This is a genomic window from Sporomusa rhizae (genome assembly GCF_041428845.1).
In the GTDB taxonomy this organism is placed as follows: Bacteria; Bacillota; Negativicutes; order Sporomusales; family Sporomusaceae; genus Sporomusa; species Sporomusa rhizae.
On record NZ_CP156925.1, the window covers coordinates 3,321,805 to 3,342,506 of the forward strand.

Below are 20,702 nucleotides of genomic sequence, written 5' to 3' on the forward strand. Positions count from 1 at the left end.
CCTCCAAGTATTAATTGGAAAATCGGGAGCTAACGCTCCCAATTTTCAGTTATGCTTGTATGTTTTTATTACGTTGTAGAAGTTTCTTGATTTCGTCAGCAATCAATTCAGCCTTTATGCCTACGATTACCTGCACGTTGTTGCCGTGGCGAATCAATCCTCCGGCACCAATTGCTTTAATTTCTTCTTCCTTGATAACATCAGCATCCTTGACTTTCAGCCGCAACCTAGTTATGCAAGAGTCTACGGCCTGCAAATTTTCCGCGCCGCCAAGTTTTTCGAGCAACCTTGTCGGGAATGTACCGACATCCATATTGGGAAGAGCAGTTGTTTCTTCCTCATCATAACGGCCGGGGGTTGGTAAGTTAAAGGTTTTTATGGCCCATGAAAACACTAGATAATAAACAACGCCAAATGCCAAACCAACAGGTATAATCATAAGCGGCTTCGTGGCGAACTTCCAGTTAAGCAGGTAATCGGTCAGACCGGCGGAGAAGCCAAAACCATGCAGAATACCCAATGAATAAGTTACCGCCAGTGCTGCGCCGGTCAGAATGGCGTGCAGTACGTATAGCATAGGAGCAAGGAACACGAACATAAACTCGATCGGTTCAGTAATACCGGTAAGGAAAGCCGTAAAGGCCACCGAGAATAACATACCTCCTATTGCCGCACGGTTTTGAGGCTTTGCCTGGTGATATATGGCCAATGCGACAGCCGGAAGACCAAACATAAATATTACGAACATACCGGCCATAAATATTCCCGCAGTAGGGTCGCCGGCAAAGAAACGATTCAGGTCGCCGGTAACGACTTTGCCGGTTTGATCAGTGTAGTTACCGAATACAAACCAGATGAAGCTGTTTAACACATGGTGTAATCCTACTAAAATAAGAAGACGATTAAGTACGCCATAAATGAATACGCCAAATGCGCCTGCACCAATAATCCATTCCCCCGTAGAGTGAATGCCAGCCTGAAGGGGAGCCCAGATAACTAAACCAAAAATTCCGGCCAGCAGTACCGACGAAGCTGCCGTTACAAGCGGCACAAAGCGTCGCCCGCCGAAAAATTGCAGATAGTCGGGAAGTTTTATATTGTAGTACCTATTGTAAAGATATCCAGCGACAAGACCAGCGACAATACCTCCGAGAACACTCATATTGAGTTTAGGGTCAATAGCTTTAACGCCATTGGTTAAAACAAGATACCCGACACACCCTGACAACCCGGCGGCTCCATTGTTGTCGTGGGCGATACCAACCGCTATGCCGATTGCAAAGAGAAGTGCAAGATTCTCAAATAGAGCCCCCCCTGCTTTCATAATAAAAGGGCTGTTCAACAAGTCATCCGCGCCAAAACGTAAGAGTAGTGCGGCTGCGGGGAGTACGGCTACTGGCAGCATCAGCGCCTTACCGATTTTCTGTAGTTCACCAAACCAGCCTTTCATTGTAAACCTCCTCGTTTTTTATTTTCACGCCGGAAAACCAACGTGGCTACCGGTGTAAAACGACTTCGAATTTATATCGGTCACCGCGGTAAATAGCCTTGGTTACTTCCATCGGCACATCATTTTTCAGATAGGTCCGGCGGGAAAATAGCAAAGCCAACGCGCCCTCTTTAATCGCCAGGATATCGCTTTCATAATCATTAACAGCCACAGGCTCGATGGTTTGATAAGCGTATTCAGCCTGCAGGCCAAACTGATTGTCTAACACTTCATATAGCGACTTACCATCAAGTAACTCTGCACTCAGCCCAGTGCACAAGGCTACCGGAATATATGCTGTTTCCAACGCATACGGATCACCGGAAACACAACGTAGCCTGATTATTTCGAAAACATCCTGATCTTGACCAATTTCCAATTCCTGCTGCAATTTTTTGGTAGCAGATTTCCGTTTGAATGACAATAACTTAGTATCTACTTTAAGCCCCCGGTTACGCATCTCTTCAGTAAAACCTAGCAAGTTCGACAACTGTTGTTTTTCTTTGCTTGGGGCGACAAAAGTTCCCTTGCCTTGTTCTCGGTAAAGCACACCTTCAGTCACCAGGCTGGTAATCGCCTTATTAACCGTCATTCTGCTGACGTTGTGATAATCACACAGTTCCCGTTCGGAATGGATCGGGTCGTGTGGTTTCAATTCTTCGTTTTCAATCATTTCGCAGATGATATTTTTCAATTGGTAATAAAGCGGTAGAGGTGATTCTTTATCTAGTTTCCGCATAACCCTCACTCCAAGTTCAGTTATTATATTTCAGTAATAGGTGTTTTTTACACAACATGTCGATATGTTGATATGTTGTATATACCACTTTGATTACATTATAACAACTACTTGGCAAAAATCAATAGTTTTTTAAAAGATAATTCCCTTTATTCGCAATATTTAAAAACCTACCACCTTAGCCTCTTTTCTTTTAAGTACCTGGGGTAAATTAAAAATCCGCTAACATTTTTAAAGAATGTTAACGGATAAGTACCTGTTAGACATTAATCAGGCTATGCACTCAGGCAAATTGCAAAACCTCTTCGCCGGCTCCAGCCTTCTGTTCAATAATTCGAATCACATTGTCAATCCGAGAATATATCTTCGCCGACAACTCTTCTGCCTGCATGTATAAATTTTGCGCCTGAACAGATTGATTATTGTTAATTGCAGCAATCATTTTGTCTCCCATAATATGTAGTTCATTATGAATATCATCAATGGAAGACCATTCCTTTTGTACATCCGGCTGTCGAATCGTTATCGCATGATAAAAATGACCAAAAGCACAACGCTTTGAGTTAGTTTGTATCGGATATACCTTCATCTCGTCCGCGATCCGTTTCAGATTACGCATCCAATTCTTATGGGCCTCTTTTGCTTTCTGTAAATTACTGATTAACTCATCGTTTGATATGGCATGGATGCCACCATTAAGTGACGAAATCATATCTCTCACAATGCCACTCAGTTCCTCATCAATTTTCGATATTTGCTTGGCATTATCAGCACTTTGTGTAGCATCGTCGTGGATAGACTGAGTCATATCATGCAGTTTTTCAGCATCTTGCGCTGATAAGCTCATGGCTTGATTCACTTGGTGCGCCGATTCTTTGATATGTAGCATCAGGCCTGATATATCATCCACGTCTTTAATAGTATCCCTGAGCATTACAACGTTTTCCGTAATCGTTCCTGATATACTATCTAATTTATCATTCATACTATTAGTAGAATGCAGTGTATTATTGAGACTCTCCCGCCCTCCTTTGGCGGCAAGCTGAATATTGTTGACAAAAACCCGCATGTCATTGAGATTGCCCTTCGTGCTATCAGCCAATTTGCGAATCTCGTCGGCAACTACCGAAAAGCCTCTGCCAAATTCTCCGGCACGGGCTGCCTCAATCGAAGCGTTTAACGCCAACAAGTTAGTCTGCTCCGCAATGGCTGCAACACCATTTACAATATCATTAACGCGAGTTGCCATTTCCACAAGTTGCTCAATCTGTTCCCGCATTAGCGTCGTATCCGCCACCACATTTTCCTTCAGCTCATTAATTTCGCTAATCTGTACAATGCTTTCATCGTTTTTTGTAATCAAGTTCTTAGATGAATCGGATAAGTGTTGCATTTTATTCGACGTATGTGCAATGGTCTCATTCACATCATTCATACTAGCTGTAATTTCTTCAACAATTGAAAGATTCGATTCACTCAACACTGCCATCTCTTTAGCGAAATTTATCAGACTATATGCTGAATGTGTCATTTTAACATCAAACTCGCTTAGCGAAGTTACCGTACCCAACATTTGTTTGCAAGCACCAGACATTTTCTTCTCACTAGCAAATAGTTTATCGAAGTGACTCATCATACGTTGATGAATTGGATAGTTCACCTGCAAATCATCAACTAGTTTTCCGTTCATTCGATCATCAACATTTCGCAAAATGCAAACTGCTTCATCACAAGGCGCTTTTTTAAAAAGATTGAACATTACTTTCCTCCTCCTACATAATCACCAGATATACTGTGAAAACTTTCTATTCCTATTTATTCTAAATAAAATCAAGAATTCCTTTCTCTTTAAATATTTTTTATCATTAAATAATAGTTTTCTATTAATATTTAAAATATTTTATAGGACATCCTGTAAAATATATCCTTTATCTTCTACACCATCTGCCTCTTGCCTACCGGCAGTTCCCTGCGTACCGGCAGTATTGGCAGTATCCCGCACTATTGGTATAACGAGTTCTTACCGTTCCGCCTGTTATTCCTTGATAACGATGATACAGTTTAATAACTTCATCATTACTTAGGAGATCTACTTTTACTCTCTTACCATTCTTAAGATGGATGAACCCGTACCTGGCTACCTTGTTTCGCTGCGTTTTTTCAAGTAACAGCCGATATACAGATAGTTGAATAATGTCAGAGTCATAAACGTTAAACCTATTTTTGTAGTCAGCAACTATAAGTGTCTCTTGCTTATTTATCCACACGACGTCGGGAGCTCCACAAAGTGGTATAGGATTATCAATCTTCACGTAAGGCTCTATCAAATAGATTCTAAGTTTTTCTTTACGCCTGTTTTTGATCCATAAATAGATTGTAATGATTAATACAATAAATGCCAATAACTCCATCATTTCACCTAAATAGCAGCTTCCATAACCAGCGGATGAACCTAATAAACCAAATTTCGCGCCGGCCGGTAATTAATCTTCTAAACTCCTCATGCTTAAGGTTACCCTGTTTTATATATTTTGCAGTAAGTTCTGTACTTTCTCCATATTGAGAATCTAAATAAAGTTGACGCTCACATTTCGCTAATTTTGCTAACTCGGTTGCGCTAACATATCTCATTCACATCACCGTCTAGGGTTTATTACTTATTTTAATCTTAATAACTGATATAATAATTGCACCCCATAGGGAAGGCCTGACGGCTCCTATGGGGTTTATCACTGTCCTATAATATTTCGTTGGAAGTGATTTGTACTGAAAAGTCACCTTTGCTCGTTCTTTTAATGACGCCCTTCTTCCCGGCCCCATCATCAACGGTAATGGCTTGCAGATTGTGATTTATCATAAAATTTAACACATCCTGCTTTACGAAAGCTTCCCAGCTTACTTTCTTGTTGTTGGCTTCTTCTACTTTTTCTACTACGTCAGTTGTCACAAATGATCCTCTCCTTTTTCTACAGCAAAAGCCAGCAGTATCCCGCCCAAGGCGGAACATCCTTACTGACATCATTTTCGGCATCCGTTTTTAAAGCTCACTGGTATTACCAAAAATGTTTACTAAATTCTTTTCGCTACCAAACAACTTATTCCCTGCATACGCGCGCAAAACTGTACCGTATTAAACATATTCGGTCAAAAATTCAATCGTTTCAACTTCTCCACAATCATCAATAATATTTCGTATGAGATTAACTTGTTTTTCAAGCATCCCCCTGTCAGCGCTCACCATAGCTACACCAATAACGGCTCGCTGCCAAGTATCCTGATACCCCGTTTCAGCAATTGAGGCATTTACACGTGACCGGATTCGTCCAATAATACTTTTGACTATCTGCCGTTTACCCTTTAATGAACCTACACCTGGCATAAATATTTCAATAGAGCATATCAGTACTTGCATTAGACACTCACCACCTGAACAACGACTTTGCGGTTGCGCGGGCCATTAAATTCACAAAAACAGATCCCTTGCCATGTACCTAAAATTAAATCACTTTCTTCAACAGGTAAGGTTACAGAGCATCCCCTGAGTGAACTCTTGACATGAGCACAGGAATTTCCTTCCAGATAGCGATAGGGGAGTGTAGGGGTATTAATTTTATTTAGCAGGTTGGCAGCAATTCACTTACCAGTTTTAGAGGAAGTTGTAATATTTTACATTTGAAATTGGAACCCTATATTCATTATAACGCTCCTTTTAAATTCGAGGTACTACCTGTGGATATTCCATTACAAATATTAAAACGGAAAGTTTATTTTTCAACAGGTATCTGCTTGGTATTATGGATACTTATTTTCTTAAATATAATTTTTCTCTTAGGTGGAATCACCTTTCACAATGGGTTTTGTGTATTAAATACCAGAATGGATTTAGTACATTACAAGAACCTTCAGTCCCGGCTTAAATTCGGAGTAGAAATTTTAGGCTGGCAGTCAGTTAGGATAACCTCCCGGTATGGCTATGCACTTGAGGGGACATTTATTCCAAGTCCAACTCCTTCCAATAAAACAATCATCCTTCTTCACGGCATATCAGCCACACAAAACATGGGACTTCATTTCGCAGAACTGTATTTAAGTAATGGATATAACCTTTTAATTTATGATTCACGGGCCCACGGGTTAAGTGGCGGCTCTTGTGTATCCTGGGGCTACTATGAGAAATACGATCTTGATCAATGGATCGATTGGCTTCTGGAAAAAAATCCGCAAAGCACAATAGGTGTACATGGTGTTTCAATGGGTGCTGCCACGGCACTTATGCATTCAGCCCTCAACGAATCGACAAAACGTGTTAAGTTTTACGTTGCTGATAGTGCCTATAGCGACTTGACTAAGCTGATAACATTAAAACTTAATAGTCTGATAGGATTAAATTCTTCATTATGGATAGATATCCTCGTAAAATATGCCAGTTTAGCAGCCTATTGTCAATCGAATTTCTTATATGAAGAAGTATCTCCTGTTAAATATGTAGCACAAGTTACTACGCCAATACTATATCTTCATGGTGATGCCGATACACTAGTACCAATAGAAATGGCCCAAAGCTTATGCGCCGCAACTAAAGGCTATCGGTCATTACACATTTTCCCAAATACAAAACATGGCATGGCTATTATTGAAAGAAACTTAGAATATAAGGATACTATCCAAAAATTTCTCAGTACAGTTGATGGCGGATAGAAAAAAATAAAGACAGCGCCCAGACGGGCGCTTTATTAATCCAATAAAGGTCTTACTTCAACTTCGGGTCTAATAGCAAAACATCGCACAGCCACATCATACTTTTAAGACGGAGGTTTTATGCTTTGCGGAAAACTGAAAATATTATGGGGATCATATTCCTTCTTGATATGCATTAGCCTTCGTATATGCTCCCCGTAATAATTATACTCATAATTCGGTGTTTGATTATAAGGGAAATTAACATACGAACCTCGAGTAATAGTATATACATAGTTAAAACTCGTCTTCACCCATTCTTCGTGTAGCGGAGCTTCCTCTTTGCTTTCCCAGGAAGATGTGATTGCCATTATATCGTTTGCCTGCCTGTAGTAGAAGGCTGTTGCATTTGTTTCTGTGTCTCTGACTGCTCCCCCCAGCGAGTAAACCCGAAGGGACGAATTTCTGTTTGAAGGCGCATTATCCATAATATAGATAAGATTCTCCAATTCGTCCTGCCTGAAAGGCCTATACACAAATCTTCCCACTTGCTGAAAAGCGTCCCGCCTAGGGTAGTCTGCTCCTATCATATTTATGGCGTCGATAAAAGGGACACTTTCGATATATTCAAGGGTAATTCCGGGTATATGCAAAAGAGGCGCCAAAATTTGTCTAGCGTCCTGTGGCTGCCCATAAAAAAATGCATTCACCCAGGCTCCTAGCTTATATATCCCGCCAAACGCACTGAGCCGACGATCCAGGCAAGGCAACCAGTCTTGCCATGTTCGTAAGAATTGGATTCTGGCCGGAATATTATTATCCCATCTTAGTCTAATCAAGGTTATGTGGTTTACTTTTTTCAGCAACTGAAATTTATAGCTTGTTACAACGCCGAAATTGCCACCACCCGCGCCCCGCAATGCCCAGAAAAGCTCTGGATTACAACAGTGATTCGCTGTTAACTGATTTCCCCAGGCATCAACCATTTCAGCCTCTATAAGGCTGTCTGTCGTCAACCCCAAATAACGGGTCGACAACCCTATACCGCCTCCCAGAACTAATCCGGATATAGCTACCGTCGGACAGGTCCCTCCCGGGAAAGTATATCCAAATTGGTAAAGCCTCTCATACAAAGGCAATAATCTCAATCCCGCCTGAATCTCAACAGTGTCGTTAGCGTTATTCACCTTCATGCCATTCATGCAGGAAGTGTCTATAACCAATTTATCCGTACCGGTTGAGTATCCTTCGTAGTTATGGCCGCCTGATCGAACCCGCAATCTAAATCCATGTTCCCTCGACCAGAGGATAGCATTGGCTACATCGCATGGATTCATGCAATACACGATAATGGCAGGATACGCGTCTATCGTTTCGTTATATTCTTGTCTGGCTAAGTCATATTCGGGATCCCCTGGTGTCACGACCTTTCCGGTTAGGCCATTGTACTTCATGTTATCACCTTCCAATTTAACTCCTCTTGAATTATCTTATGTTAATTAGGTGATCACGGTTACACCAATCCCAGTTTTTAAAACGAACATCCAGCCGCCTACTATCCTTTCATGACTATAGACTTCCAGATGTTTTACAATTAACCTTATTTAAATAACTGTCTGAACCCGCAAGATATATCTGCATTGTATTTATAAAAGAAAAAAGCCCCGAAAGGCTCTTAACGTTTAACTAGATCATTATATTCCTGCATTTTGTTTCTGAACTCTTGAATCAACCGAATTGCTTCAGGAGAATTAATCCCTTTTTTACTTACTATTTCATGTAGTTCTGTCTGCAATTGCTCTATTTTTTCCCATAAGGCTTTTTGATCTTGCATTTTTTCGCCCTGCCTTCTTAACTTTGCTATATATATACATATATTATAGCACGGAACGTATGTTTGTTCCATAGGTAAGCGCGGAAAAAAAGAGCCCGATATTGGGCTCAACTAACTTACGAGTGCTAATAAGCTTCTACTCCATGCTTTTTAACCCCATAGCTTTCGCTTTCTAGTTTAATTATTGCCATGATTTCATCGTCCTAACTTTCCTATCCGGCTTATTTTATATACTCATTACTAACCAAAATATCTGAAATAATATCGGTTGGAATAACGAATTGAGCAATTCCCATATAGCCTGGTGCAACTTCGTATTTGTCAAAGGATATTACCAATTTACCTTCTGTGTTAATGTAGAAGTTTTGCTCCTTTGAAATTTTCTCAAATAGCTCCATATTCCCGTTCTGCTCAATCCCCGCTACCCAATAAAACTTATTGCTATCTGCTTTATTCTGTTCTATCATTTGCTTTTTAATGTTTTCACTTATAATTTCAACATACCGGTCGTCTTTAAATAAGCTTGGTAAAGTAATTAGGATTCCGTTTTTCTTATCTATAGTATCATACTTCATTTTTGTTGATGAAGAACCCACTGTGTTCACCACATAACGACCTATAGAAAGAATTCTGTCGGTATCGGTCTTCACTTCATACCCGCTATTTACGCCTAGATGACCGCCACCATTTTTCTTTAAGTTTTCCATGTCAGCCATAAATTCTTCATACAGCTTTTTATTTTCAGCAAGGTATTTTTCATTCAAGCTATTTTCCAGAGCTTTGTTTTCTAACCCTTGTACAGCCGGCACTTTTATATTCGTATTGAAGGTATCTTCGTTTACGGTAAATTCTCTAAAAGTCAGCACCTTCACAACACTACCTACAACCGGTACTTTGGTCATTGCTGCTGCAAAAACCGGGCTAGTATTAACGCCTACAGTAAGTACGACAAGTGCTGCGGCTATAGAAGCGGCTGCTATTTTTATTCTTTTAAATTTATTATTTTTCATACTGCTATTAACTCCATTCTCTTTTAAGGCTTTTCTTACTACAAAATCCAATTCCGCAGGAATAGGTACGTTCATGTATTCCTTTTTCAGCATAGCCAATTTTTTATCCATTATGAATGTCCTCCTCCTTGCCTTTGTCATTCATTTCAACACGCAGCAGGTTAAGTGATTTGTATAAGCGTGTTTTTATTGTATTAACATTTTCATCTAAAACAACCGCAATCTCTTCTATTTTTAAATCCTCGAAAAACCTAAGTACTATTACACTACGGTATGGAACAGGCAAATTATCTAATGCATTATGAAGATCTATATCCTCACAAGTATCAAATGTACCTGAATCAAAACTAAGTAAAGTTTCCTCATCTACTGCGACTAGCTTCTTTCGTTTTCGAAGTAAATCCAATGATGTATTTACTAAAATTTTATAAAACCAAGTTTTTAAATACTCAGGATTTTTGAGAGTATCGATAGTTGAAATGGCTTTATAAATAGACTCCTGGACAACATCCAAAGCGTCCTCAACATTCTTAACGTAACTAAAAGCAAGCCGATAGTGATTCTCCTTATTTTTAATAACGTAATCTGCGAATTTTTCTATGCTACTTTCCCCCATCAGCACAAATAGCTCCTTTCTTTGTTTTACACTATATAGACGCTGGTAATACATAAAAAGTTTGCACCATATCTGGATTTTATAATAATTTTTTTCCAACTGAATTGGTTTCACCTTACATTAAACTACATAAGCATAAGCACCGAAAATGATATTAGCTTTTAACTAGCCTTGGGGGACATACTCTCTACTAACATACTCACGGCAGTTAATAGAATTATTAACGTTTGCCCGACAATCCATGTGAGGCTTCTCCTTGCCTTTGAAAACGCTTTCCGTGTAAGCAACCTTCCTGCTTAAAAACAGCTCCTATTGGCTTATACCCCTATATTGTTATTATAAAAGAAAAAAGCCCCGAAAGGCTCTTAACACTTAACTTGATTATTATATTCCTGCATCTTGTTTCAGAACACTTGAATTAACCGAATCGCTTCAGGAGAATGAATACCTTTTTACTCACTATCATAACCCCGTCTCCCTGACACGTCTGCCCCCTGCGATTATCTATGCAACTTTCTTAATTCATCTGCTAAATATGTAATTACTTCATGTTTTGTTTGTGGTTCATCATGTCCCAGCACATAAGTATTAAATTCAATTCCTTTTATTAGTTCTATAAAAGCTTGTAGCTTTTCTTTGTCATACTGTCCATTATTATCATAATAATCTTCACAATCTGCATCACCGATGAAAATTGTTTTTTCTTCTGGTATGTAAATCAATACGGAATCTTCGGAGTGCGGCGCTTTAGTTTCCATGATTTCACAATGAATTCCACCTAAAGCAAGTGTTACGCTTCCTTTGAATTCTATATCCGCAGAAATAACTTTTATGTCTTCTCTATTAGGATATTCTATCTTAATGCATCTATCACATAATTCAATGTCTTTACCTGTTTCAAGTCTGGCTTTCATATCAGCAGCAGACCATTTCCAGGTCATGACTTCTTTCAATTTGTTATTTGTTTCATGTCCGGCAATCGTCTTCCCTGCGGCTGCATGCATTCCAAATGTATGATCCCAATGCCAATGAGTAATCACTGTATAATCTGGCAATTTCAAATTTGCTTTATGTAATTCAAAATAAAATTTTTCTACATGTTTAGCTGAATTACCGGCATCTATAGCTAATGAATATTTGTTCCCTTTAACATAGCCAAGAACAGGTCTATCCGTCTCTTCTTCTGCTGTCAAATAATAAATCCTATCAGATATTTTTTTTAGCTCCATAAGAACCCCCTTCTCTTTAAATAGTTTAAATTAATCATCTGTTGAAATCTATCGTACTAAAACAAGATTATACCAAATTTTTCTATATCCCTTCAAGTGAGCTCCCCTGGCTTATACATAAAATTCCGTTAAGCAATCTTGTCACCTATACCTGTTTATCGCTTCGCCGCGGTGATAGGCTGTGTAGCATCCTGACTTGAATCAAATAATGACATCACCTAATTTAAGTGGGACTGCAGAATGATCTGCAGCCCCACTGTTAATTTAGGTTTCTTTCTTTTTATACTTTAATACCCATAGACTTTTCCAGTTTTGCCATATTAACGTTATAATCGTACAGTGCCTGAGTGTGGTTTGTCTTGGCTTGAGTCAATGCCAACTGTGCATCAATAACATCCAAATTGGTGCCTACCCCGGCATAGTATTTTGTTTTGGCTATTTTTAAGTCCTCCTCCGCCTTATTTGCGGCAACTTGGGTTGTTTGCAGGCGTTCTTCGGCTTCACGCATGTTCATATAATTCTGGCGTACTTCCAGTTCTATATTGCCGCGCAGCTGGGTATCCTGGTCTTTTGCCTTGGCTGATACTGCCTTATTTTGATTCACTTTGGCGTTAGTCAGCCCGGCGTCAAACACGTTCCAATTGGCCATAACGTTCATGGACCAGTTGTTGGTTTGTCCTGGAAATTCATTGCCGCTCCAGCCGTCAGTCGCACCGAAGGTAACGGTCGGACGATTGCCGCTTTTAGCAATCTCTACACCTTTTTCAGCAACCTCTATACCATTTTGGGACTGCTGAATTTCCGGACGATTATTCAATGCGTAGGCTATACAGTCATCCAGCGTGGAATCAAAGTCGGTATGAGTCAATTGATTGTTCAATATTTGCTGAGTGTCAAGCGGTGCCCCGATTACATTATTAAGATTTGACTTTGCTATCTCAAAGGCATTTTGAGCCTTTGTTAAATTCTGCTGTGCATTGGCAAGCTCGACTTCTGAGCGAAGTAAATCTGCTTTAGCAATAACCCCGCTGTCAAACTGAGCTTTGACGGTTTTAAGATGCTGTGTTAATGAATCAACTGCTTCATTATTTACGGCAACCATGTCACCTGCCTGCAACACACCATAGTAGGCCGTGGTAGCATCCAGCTTGATTTGTTCGCGAGCTTTATCAACACCTAGATCGCTGCTTTTTGCGTTCAATTTGGCTTGATCGACAAGTCCCTCGATTCTGCCTCCGGAATACAATGTCCAATTCATTTTAAGCGAGCTGTTATAGCTTGTACCCGGCACAGCTTGCCCAGCTCCCTCAGCGCGATTGGCACCGGCACCGATAGAGAGTGTTGGTGCTCTGCCTGCTTCAGCCTCAGCTATTGCTCCCTCAGCTTTTTGTTGATCATCCACTGCCATTTTTATAGTTGGATTATTTTTAAGCGCTAAGGCTACGCTGTCATCTAACGACAACCCTGGAACCGGATCGGCAAAAGCAATAATGCTTTGCAGCATAATTGCCGCTCCGGCAGCGGTACTTAACATCACTTTTCTTGCTTTCATAAATTTGCCCTCTCTCCATTTTTGTGTTTAATGAATCGCTGTTGGAACCGGCTCTTGTTCATCATCTGTTATTTCGCTGCTTTCATTGACTTTCGGAATATTTCTCATCATTGTGGCTGCAATAATGCCTAAGCTGGCAAGCAGGGCTGCAATTATAAATAAATCACTATAGGCCATCACTGCTGCCTGTTTTGCCACCATGCCGTGTAAGACCGTAAGGGCCACCTCATAGGCTTGCGTTGATTGCATGCCGCTTTGTACTAAGCCCGCTTGGATACCGGCAATAGCCTGTTGCGCGATCGAGGAGGAACTATCTATATAAGTGGACAAGATTTGCGTGTGAAATATCTGCCTCTGATCAAGCATCGTCCCCAAAATGGCAATACCAACACTGCCGCCAACATTCTTAAACAGATTGAATACACCGGAGCCGACTCCGGTTTTTTCTTTCGGCAAAGTAGCCATAGCCGCATTAGATAAAGGTGACATAGTCAGCGCTAGTCCGATTCCCATGAAAACCAGGCGTATAGCGATAAACGGGTAACTCGTGTCAGCTGTCATAGTATGAAAGGAATATAGTGTGAGGGAAAGAATTAGCATCCCTAACATAGTCGGCGTCTTTCCACCGGCTGTATCGGCTAATTTGCCCCCCAGCGGTGCTAAAAAGATCATTGAAGCAATGAGAGGAATCAGTGATAACCCAGCATGAATCGGCGTATATCCTAAAATATTCCTAAGGAAGAAAGGTATTAGAAACAGGCCGCCCATTAAGGCCATAAAAGTTAAGAACCCGACAATGTTAGCTGCTACGAAGGTAGGATTTCTAAATAAACCAATATCTACCAAAGGGTCCTTTATCCGGCTTTCAACCAAAATAAAAGCTGCCATGCTTACTATCATTACGATAAACAAGCTAACAATATACAGCGATGTCCAACCTTCTTTACCCCCACGATTTAGCATAATTATTAAAGAGCTTAAGCTTGATACCAGCAGCAAGCCGCCGAAATAATCAATCTTAACCGAAGTATTATTCACCTCCGATTCCCGCAAAACGGTAATTGCCAAAATAATGCCGACGGCAGCTATTGGTACAATACTGTTAAACAGCATTCTCCAATTTAGATATTCGACAATATACCCGCCGATAGTCGGCCCCAGGGCCGCGCCGGATGCGGCCAGGGCACCCCACATCCCCATAGCCTGGCCCCGTTCATTAGGCGGAAAGGCATCCGCTACCAATGCCATCGCATTAGGGAAGAACATCGCCGCCCCTATACCCTGTAGGATCCTAAAAATTATCACCGTAACACTGCTCCAGGATAATCCAACCATCATTGTTGCAACGGTGAATAAAATCAATCCGCCTACATACATTTTTTTGCGTCCGAACTGGTCCCCTAGCTTTCCCATTATCGGCAAAGTAGCACCATATGGGATCATATATGAAAGAAGAACCCAGGTAACGGTGTCCATTGTAAAACCGAAGGTATTCATAATATTGGACAACGCAATATCTAATGAACTGCTTACATAGCCGCTTAAAACCGTACCCAGGGAAACAATAAACAGTACAAAGTATTTGTTAGGTTGTTCGCTTACAGTTGCAGTACTCACAACAACCACCTACCTTGTACGAATGTCAGCGACTACAGACATTCCCGGTTTCAATTCCATATTATTGTTATCAATAACCCTAACTTTGACAGTAATCCGCTGCGTAACTTTGGTAAAGTTGCCGCTTGTGTTATCTGACGGCAAAAGAGCAAATTGAGATCCGGTAGCAGCGCCAACTTCAGCCACTTCCCCTTTAAAACTTTTACCTGGGTAGGCGTCTATTTTAAAATCAACCTGCTGACCTACCTGTACTTTACCAATATCAGTTTCCTCAATATTAACCTCAACCCAGGCATCCGAAGGATTCGTAATACTAAATAGTGTCTGTCCCACCGAAACCATTTCGCCAGGATCAATGGAAGCTTTGGCGACAGTTCCTGAAATAGGTGCTATGATTACGGAGTTATTTAGCTGCAATTGTGCATTTTTTAGTGCCGCAGCCGCCTGCGCTACTTGGGCTTCGGCAAATTGCCGGTCCTGTGCAGTTGCGCCTTCGTTCACCAAACTGAGCCCCTGATCTGCTGCATCATATTGTGCCTGAGCCACTTTTAGCGCGGTTTGAGCGGAATCACGTTGCTGCGCTGACATAGCACCGTCTTGATACAAGTTTGCTGCCCGTTCATAATTCTTGCGGGCATTATCTAAATTAGCAGCCGCTTGCTCCACAGATGCCTGGGACTGAGCTACTTGCTGAGGCCGGTTTCCTGCTTCCAATGAAGCTAACTTTGCTTGCGCTGACGCTAAGTTAGCCTGAGCTTGCTCCACTTGAATTTTTAGAGAAGCGCTATCAATCTTAGCAATAACTTGACCTGCTTCTATGTGGTCGCCTTCTTTTACAAGGAGTTCTTCCACTTGTCCGGGGACCTTAGTACTAACATTTACAATGTTATTTTTTACTCGGGCGTCATCTGTCGATACTTTCCCGCTGGAGGATATCCACCACCAACCACTGGCAACAAGCAGCAAGGCAATTACAGAACCAGCAATTGTTGCAGTTTTGCGGTTATTTAGTATCTTAAGTGCACTCATAATAATCCTCTTCTCTATAAATCATTCTTCAAATAAAAAGCTTCGTATTATTTTTTGACGACGCTCGATTTCCAAAAACTTAGCTTGCGCTAACTCTTTAAGTTGCTGAAAGCGTACAAGGCCACTTTCGGAAATGGTATAAATACGTTTACCACGAGTCTTGGGGTTTTCCCAACTACCTTCCACGTACCCTTTTTCCTCCATCTCTCGTAGTAAAGGATAGATAAAATTAGGATTCGGCTTGATGGTATCGTGGGTTACCTGTTTCATTTCATCGGCAATCAGATTACCATAAGCAGGCCTGTCCTTTAATATTCTTAAGATCAGCAGCCCAGTTATATGTTTTATCCAGACCTTTCTCTCAGTATGGGATGATGACATTGAGCTACCTCCGTTTACATAACTTATTAACATTAATATTATTAATAGTAATAACTTTTTGCTTTATCGTCAATCTAATGTTAATCCCACAAATAGCATGATTTGGTATTTCCCACGCTAATAAGTGGCTATTATCCCTATTTAAATTGTTTAACCGGCGTTGGTAAAAACAAAACAGACCTCTTATGACAGTTATTCTCTGTCATAAGAGGTCTTAACTTCATTTTTCTCCCTACATCTCACTATGGAACCGCATTTACTCATCATCCACCTAAGGATTCAAACCCAAACGACCATTTACGATTTAGTGGAGAACTAATATTTCACCTTATTCCGTATCTACACGATATGTAAAAATAATCTCTGCTTCTGCAACTTTTTTATCATCAACAAAAGCTTGTGCCCATACTTTAGCCATCCTACTGCGTAAATAAGTAACTTCAGCGACCATTTTTAATTGATCTCCAGGAACTACATTTTTTCTAAATCTAGCACGATTGATTCCAGTAGTATATGCTAAAGAACCTCGGTTTTTGCTAGCATAAAGTATTGCAACTCCTCCAACTTGAGACATTGCCTCTAAAATAATTGCTCCAGGCATGATTGGCCTACCAGGGAAATGGCCCTGAAAAAATTCTTCGTTTATGGTAACATTTTTTATACCTACTGCACGTTTCCCCGGTTCAATATCATCAATACGGTCGATCAGTAAAAAAGGGTATCGATGTACAATGATATTTTGTATTTCAGTTATAGATATCACAAAAAACAACTCCTTAGAAGAAATCAAGTATTATAAATAACACATTTCATACATTTTCTCTTAATTACCGTGCATAAAATCCATTTTGCACTCTTCACTTTCAAGTTACGATAGCATACTAATTTACAAGCAGGTACTTATAAGTATTATAGCATCTTTCTATATACTACAACATAATTTATTGTCCAACCGTAAAGGAGGCTGTCGCACTAAAATTAGTTAATAGCCCTTTTTCTGCCAAAAAACAATCCCCGGACTTCGAAAAGTCCGGGAAAAGGTATAAAATTAATTCCTTCTTCGCCTGCGGTGTCAATATTATTCATTGTATTTTTCTAGCTCCCTTATCACTACCCGCCCCGGTTCGGCTTCCACCAGAACCTGCTGTTCATGCTGAAACCCCAATTTGTTCAGCCATTTTCCTTCCAGCCGGATATACGGTATCAATTTCTCGTTTCGATTAATACTGCTTACCGAATTTAACCGGTATATTTTTCTTTGTTCTTCCATTTTTATATTCCCTCCAAGATTCCAGACCGCCCGCGGACAATATGCCCGCGAACAGCCTGTGTTTTCTGGAGGAATTGAAAATCGCATGCGAGGCTTACTACCTACACATGCGACTTGATTTCTGCGTTTGCATATTCCTATGCGTTTTCCATTGCATGCAACTGAACAGCCGTGCCACAGCGACAAGTTATTATAACCGAACATACCTTTGCTTGTATTTAAGGAAATAATTGGTTATAATTATTATTGTCGTCGTGGACAGGAAACTGTTACGTGTAGGTGGGCTTGTCACCCGCGCGTGCCTGAAAGTGCTCTAACACTTTCAGGTCGCGACGATTTTCAATTGCCATCCATTTCTAAGTATAGTATATTTAGGAAATTTTTCAAGGGTATTTGACAAAAAATCGTTCGACAAAACATGGATTTAGATTAGAAAATCCTCGTTGACAGGGGCTACCGCACTAAGAAATTAGTGTGATAGCCCCTATTTTTGCCACAAAGCAATCCCCAGACTTCGAAAAGTCCAGGGAGATACACCCTTTTTTGTTTTTAATTACTTACCCTCAATCAAGACTGTATCGCATTTTGCAGCCTTAAGCCGATGCTTAAGGATACTTTGGTATTCCGGCGATTCATACCAGTGGTAAAACTTCTCCTTGTCAGGAAACCGTATAAGTACCGTCTTTGTATATGGCCAATCACCTTCCAGTACAACCGGATTTTCATCAACAGCCAGATATTCGCCCCCATAGCAGGCAAACACCTCATCACAGCGTTCGAGATATTTTTCGTATTCCGCCAAATCATTAATGCCTATGTGCGCAATAAAATATACACTCATGTTCGAACACCTTCCTTTGTGATCTTTTATGCCCTAAATGACGTAATTTTCTCAGGCATCTGTTTTAGTAATTGGCAAAATTGTCCCCCAGATTAACTGTTTTCACATCAACAGTATACGGGACTTCTGCCCTACAGGGTATACTGGGAATTAAGCACATTATCATTATAAAAATAGCGGCGAATCGCATTTTCCAAATTTTAACTTCTAGCATTTTGAACACAGCAAACCTGCTTTCCCTTAACAATTTGATCAACACATTGGTTACATGAAATACATCTTGCTTTTGCCTTTTTATTAATTTTAAAATCGTTAATCAAGCCTGGTTCTGCGAGTAATGGACGGCATAACGATATAAAATCGGCCTCTTTATTATGAATTTTCTCCTCCATCAAAGACAGAGTTTTAAGACCACCAACCATCATAATCGGAACATTGGTTTCGCCTTTAATTTCGCGCGTCCAATTTCCAAAATATGCTTCTTGTTTAAGACTATTAATCCGGGGTCTAAACTCAGTTTCTTCGTATGATTTTCCTCTTAACCCCTGACTGATTTCCAAAGCATCAAATCCTATATCCGCAAGTACTTTGGCGACTTGTTTGCCCTCAGTGAACTCAAACCCACCGGAAAAACCATCTTGCACTCCGAGCTTAATGAGTATCGGATAGTCCTCGCCAACTTTTTTCCTGATGTCGGTGTATATTTCGCGATGAAAACGCAGACGATTTTCCAGGCTGCCACCCCATTGATCATCTCGATGGTTTGTAATTGGGGAAAGAAATTGCATTAGGAGGTATGCATGAGCGCCATGAACCTGGACAGCATCAAATCCGGCCTCTCTTGCTCTTACCGCCGCATCTCCAAAGGCCTGAATGATCTCCCATATTTCACTTTCCATCATTGCACGATACTTGCCTTTGTAGTGTGGATCGTCGCCAATAAAGGAAGGAGCGAGAGGAGTATACTTTAACGGTAAGAGGTTTTCTAATAATGCAGCATCTCTTCCGGCATGAAACAGCTGCAATGCAATTTTAGTGTCCCGGTCATGAACTGCTTGTGTCAGCTTCTTATAACCGTCGACAAACTCATCTCCTGCAATAGAATTCTGGAGGGGTGATACTTGACCCGCAGGATGAACATAAGCTATGCCTGCAATAATTAAGCCTACGCCGCCCTCTGCAAGTTCTGAAAAAAATTTAATTTGTTGATCAGATACATGACCGTTATCAGCAAAACCATCATAAGTAGCCGACCTGACAAACCGGTTTTTAAGAGTCATCTTCTTTATGCTTACAGATTCAAACAAAATACTCATAATTTTTCCTCCTTCTGCCGTTTAGTACCGTGCGTCACCTAAAAGCATGGATAATCTTGCAGTCTTTTTGTAATATCCTGTTTACCGCTTCCATTTCTTTTATTCGGTAATATGTAAAGCATCTTCACAAGGAACACTTTGCTCCTTATAATTTCCGTAGCATTATGTTTTGAACGGAATGATCATACCGTTTCTCAATAATCAATCGTGCACGATTAATAGTTGGATAAATATTTTCCTTTAAGTTCACTGCATTTATTTCTTCCCATACTTCTTTTGCAAAATTAGTGGCTTCATCCTCAGATAGCTTTGTATATTGATGAAAATATGATGTTTTGTCTTGAAATGCAGTGCGACGTAGCGTCTGAAATCGTTCGATATACCATCTTTTTATATCCTTTTCCTCTGCATGAACATAAATGGTAAAATCAAAAAAATCGGAAATAAATACATATGGCTTACCCTTATTTTTTCGATTTTGAATAGTTTGTAGAACATTCACGCCTTCTACTATCAATATGTCTGGTTGATCTACTAGTTGGTATTGGCCAGGAATAATATCATAAGATAAATGCGAATAAACCGGTACTTTGGTTTCCCTACAACCGGATTTGACTTCTCGCAAGAATTTGATTATTCGACGAACATCGTAACTTTCAGGAAACCCTTTTCTCTTCATTATACCTCGATCTTCTAATAGCTTGTTTGGGTATAAAAAACCATCAGTTGTAACTAAACTAACTCTTGGCTGAGTCGGCCAACTAGCTAATAATGCCTGAATAATTCGAGCTATTGTACTTTTCCCAACAGCCACACTACCTGCAATTCCTATAATGTATGGAACCTTTTTTTGTAAAGTACTCAAAAATGTATTGGTTACTTCATAAAGTCTCCTAGTTTCTAGAACATACAAGTTTAAAAGCCTGGAAAGGGACAAATAAATCTTCGCTACTTCCTCTAAAGAAATTTGCTCATTAATTCCTCGCATTTTAGCTAAATCCTCTTCAGAAATAGTAAGTGGTGTAGACATTCTCAATGTTTCCCAGTTTTCCCGAGTAAAAGATATATAAGGAGATGTTCTGGAATCATTCATAATAATCTA

At 40.2% G+C, this 20,702-nt stretch carries 23 protein-coding genes; 1 reads left to right on the forward strand and 22 read right to left on the reverse strand.

The genetic code is table 11. From position 1 onward, the window contains the following. Window positions 1-49: 49 nt before the first annotated feature. The 8 genes from nagE to SRRS_RS15735 all read right to left on the reverse strand — a co-directional run bounded on the left by nagE (window position 50) and on the right by SRRS_RS15735 (window position 5,861). Window positions 50-1,450, reverse strand: coding sequence for an N-acetylglucosamine-specific PTS transporter subunit IIBC (gene nagE / locus SRRS_RS15700; RefSeq protein WP_371361824.1), 1,401 nt, complete (start codon window positions 1,448-1,450; stop codon window positions 50-52). 46 nt (window positions 1,451-1,496) lie between these two features. After that, window positions 1,497-2,228, reverse strand: a complete 732-nt coding sequence (locus SRRS_RS15705; RefSeq protein ID WP_371361826.1) for a GntR family transcriptional regulator — start codon at window positions 2,226-2,228, stop codon at window positions 1,497-1,499. 283 nt (window positions 2,229-2,511) lie between these two features. After that, window positions 2,512-3,987 (reverse strand): methyl-accepting chemotaxis protein, encoded by a 1,476-nt coding sequence (locus SRRS_RS15710; RefSeq protein WP_371361828.1) that lies wholly within the window; start codon window positions 3,985-3,987, stop codon window positions 2,512-2,514. Window positions 3,988-4,183: 196 nt separating this feature from the next. Then, window positions 4,184-4,642 (reverse strand): PD-(D/E)XK nuclease family protein, encoded by a 459-nt coding sequence (locus tag SRRS_RS15715; protein WP_371361830.1) that lies wholly within the window; start codon window positions 4,640-4,642, stop codon window positions 4,184-4,186. A 1-nt stretch (window position 4,643) separates the two neighbouring features. Further along, entirely contained in the window at window positions 4,644-4,859 is a 216-nt protein-coding gene (locus tag SRRS_RS15720; protein ID WP_371361832.1) for a hypothetical protein, read from the reverse strand. Window positions 4,860-4,965: 106 nt separating this feature from the next. After that, on the reverse strand, window positions 4,966-5,175 hold the full coding sequence (locus tag SRRS_RS15725; protein ID WP_371361834.1) for a hypothetical protein: 210 nt from the start codon (window positions 5,173-5,175) through the stop codon (window positions 4,966-4,968). A gap of 183 nt (window positions 5,176-5,358) precedes the next feature. Further along, a complete protein-coding gene (locus tag SRRS_RS15730) occupies window positions 5,359-5,640 on the reverse strand; it encodes a DUF503 domain-containing protein (protein WP_371361836.1) in 282 nt (93 codons plus the stop codon). Continuing rightward, complete coding sequence (locus SRRS_RS15735) at window positions 5,640-5,861, reverse strand: YjbQ family protein (RefSeq protein ID WP_371369846.1); 222 nt, start codon at window positions 5,859-5,861, stop codon at window positions 5,640-5,642. The genes SRRS_RS15730 and SRRS_RS15735 overlap by 1 nt, the downstream gene beginning before the upstream one ends. Window positions 5,862-5,957: 96 nt before the next feature. On the opposite strand from SRRS_RS15735, the gene SRRS_RS15740 reads away from it, so the two are divergent. After that, complete coding sequence (locus tag SRRS_RS15740) at window positions 5,958-6,926, forward strand: alpha/beta hydrolase (RefSeq protein ID WP_371361838.1); 969 nt, start codon at window positions 5,958-5,960, stop codon at window positions 6,924-6,926. Window positions 6,927-7,030: 104 nt separating this feature from the next. Here the strand turns inward: SRRS_RS15740 and SRRS_RS15745 are convergent, their stop codons facing one another. From SRRS_RS15745 to coaA, 14 genes are all read right to left on the reverse strand, one after another. Further along, complete coding sequence (locus SRRS_RS15745; RefSeq protein ID WP_371361840.1) at window positions 7,031-8,359, reverse strand: FAD-binding oxidoreductase; 1,329 nt, start codon at window positions 8,357-8,359, stop codon at window positions 7,031-7,033. Window positions 8,360-8,580: 221 nt separating this feature from the next. Beyond that, the gene (locus SRRS_RS15750) at window positions 8,581-8,739 is read right to left on the reverse strand and encodes an aspartyl-phosphate phosphatase Spo0E family protein (RefSeq protein WP_371361842.1); all 159 of its coding nucleotides are present in this window, start codon (window positions 8,737-8,739) and stop codon (window positions 8,581-8,583) included. 221 nt (window positions 8,740-8,960) lie between these two features. Further along, a complete protein-coding gene (locus tag SRRS_RS15755) occupies window positions 8,961-9,860 on the reverse strand; it encodes a DUF3298 domain-containing protein (RefSeq protein ID WP_371361844.1) in 900 nt (299 codons plus the stop codon). Beyond that, window positions 9,853-10,365, reverse strand: coding sequence for a sigma-70 family RNA polymerase sigma factor (locus tag SRRS_RS15760; protein WP_371369848.1), 513 nt, complete (start codon window positions 10,363-10,365; stop codon window positions 9,853-9,855). Before SRRS_RS15760 ends, SRRS_RS15755 begins: the two co-directional genes overlap by 8 nt. A 500-nt stretch (window positions 10,366-10,865) precedes the next feature. After that, the gene (locus SRRS_RS15765; RefSeq protein WP_371361846.1) at window positions 10,866-11,594 is read right to left on the reverse strand and encodes an MBL fold metallo-hydrolase; all 729 of its coding nucleotides are present in this window, start codon (window positions 11,592-11,594) and stop codon (window positions 10,866-10,868) included. A gap of 280 nt (window positions 11,595-11,874) precedes the next feature. After that, window positions 11,875-13,146, reverse strand: coding sequence for a TolC family protein (locus SRRS_RS15770; RefSeq protein WP_371361848.1), 1,272 nt, complete (start codon window positions 13,144-13,146; stop codon window positions 11,875-11,877). A 27-nt stretch (window positions 13,147-13,173) separates the two neighbouring features. Next, window positions 13,174-14,763, reverse strand: a complete 1,590-nt coding sequence (locus SRRS_RS15775) for a DHA2 family efflux MFS transporter permease subunit (protein ID WP_371361850.1) — start codon at window positions 14,761-14,763, stop codon at window positions 13,174-13,176. Window positions 14,764-14,772: 9 nt separating this feature from the next. Next, window positions 14,773-15,792 (reverse strand): HlyD family secretion protein, encoded by a 1,020-nt coding sequence (locus SRRS_RS15780; RefSeq protein ID WP_371361852.1) that lies wholly within the window; start codon window positions 15,790-15,792, stop codon window positions 14,773-14,775. Window positions 15,793-15,813: 21 nt separating this feature from the next. Further along, window positions 15,814-16,173 carry a PadR family transcriptional regulator gene (locus tag SRRS_RS15785; protein WP_371361853.1) on the reverse strand — a complete coding sequence of 120 codons (360 nt, stop codon included), beginning with the start codon at window positions 16,171-16,173 and terminating at the stop codon, window positions 15,814-15,816. 328 nt (window positions 16,174-16,501) lie between these two features. Further along, entirely contained in the window at window positions 16,502-16,936 is a 435-nt protein-coding gene (gene fabZ / locus SRRS_RS15790) for a 3-hydroxyacyl-ACP dehydratase FabZ (protein ID WP_371361855.1), read from the reverse strand. Window positions 16,937-17,251: 315 nt separating this feature from the next. Further along, on the reverse strand, window positions 17,252-17,443 hold the full coding sequence (locus SRRS_RS15795) for a SymE family type I addiction module toxin (protein WP_371361856.1): 192 nt from the start codon (window positions 17,441-17,443) through the stop codon (window positions 17,252-17,254). Between the two features lie 553 nt (window positions 17,444-17,996). Beyond that, window positions 17,997-18,284, reverse strand: coding sequence for a DUF1330 domain-containing protein (locus tag SRRS_RS15800; RefSeq protein ID WP_371361858.1), 288 nt, complete (start codon window positions 18,282-18,284; stop codon window positions 17,997-17,999). Between the two features lie 200 nt (window positions 18,285-18,484). Then, window positions 18,485-19,600, reverse strand: coding sequence for an NADH:flavin oxidoreductase (locus SRRS_RS15805; RefSeq protein WP_371361860.1), 1,116 nt, complete (start codon window positions 19,598-19,600; stop codon window positions 18,485-18,487). Between the two features lie 145 nt (window positions 19,601-19,745). Beyond that, window positions 19,746-20,693, reverse strand: coding sequence for a type I pantothenate kinase (gene coaA / locus SRRS_RS15810; protein ID WP_371361862.1), 948 nt, complete (start codon window positions 20,691-20,693; stop codon window positions 19,746-19,748). Between the last annotated feature and the right edge of the window lie 9 nt (window positions 20,694-20,702).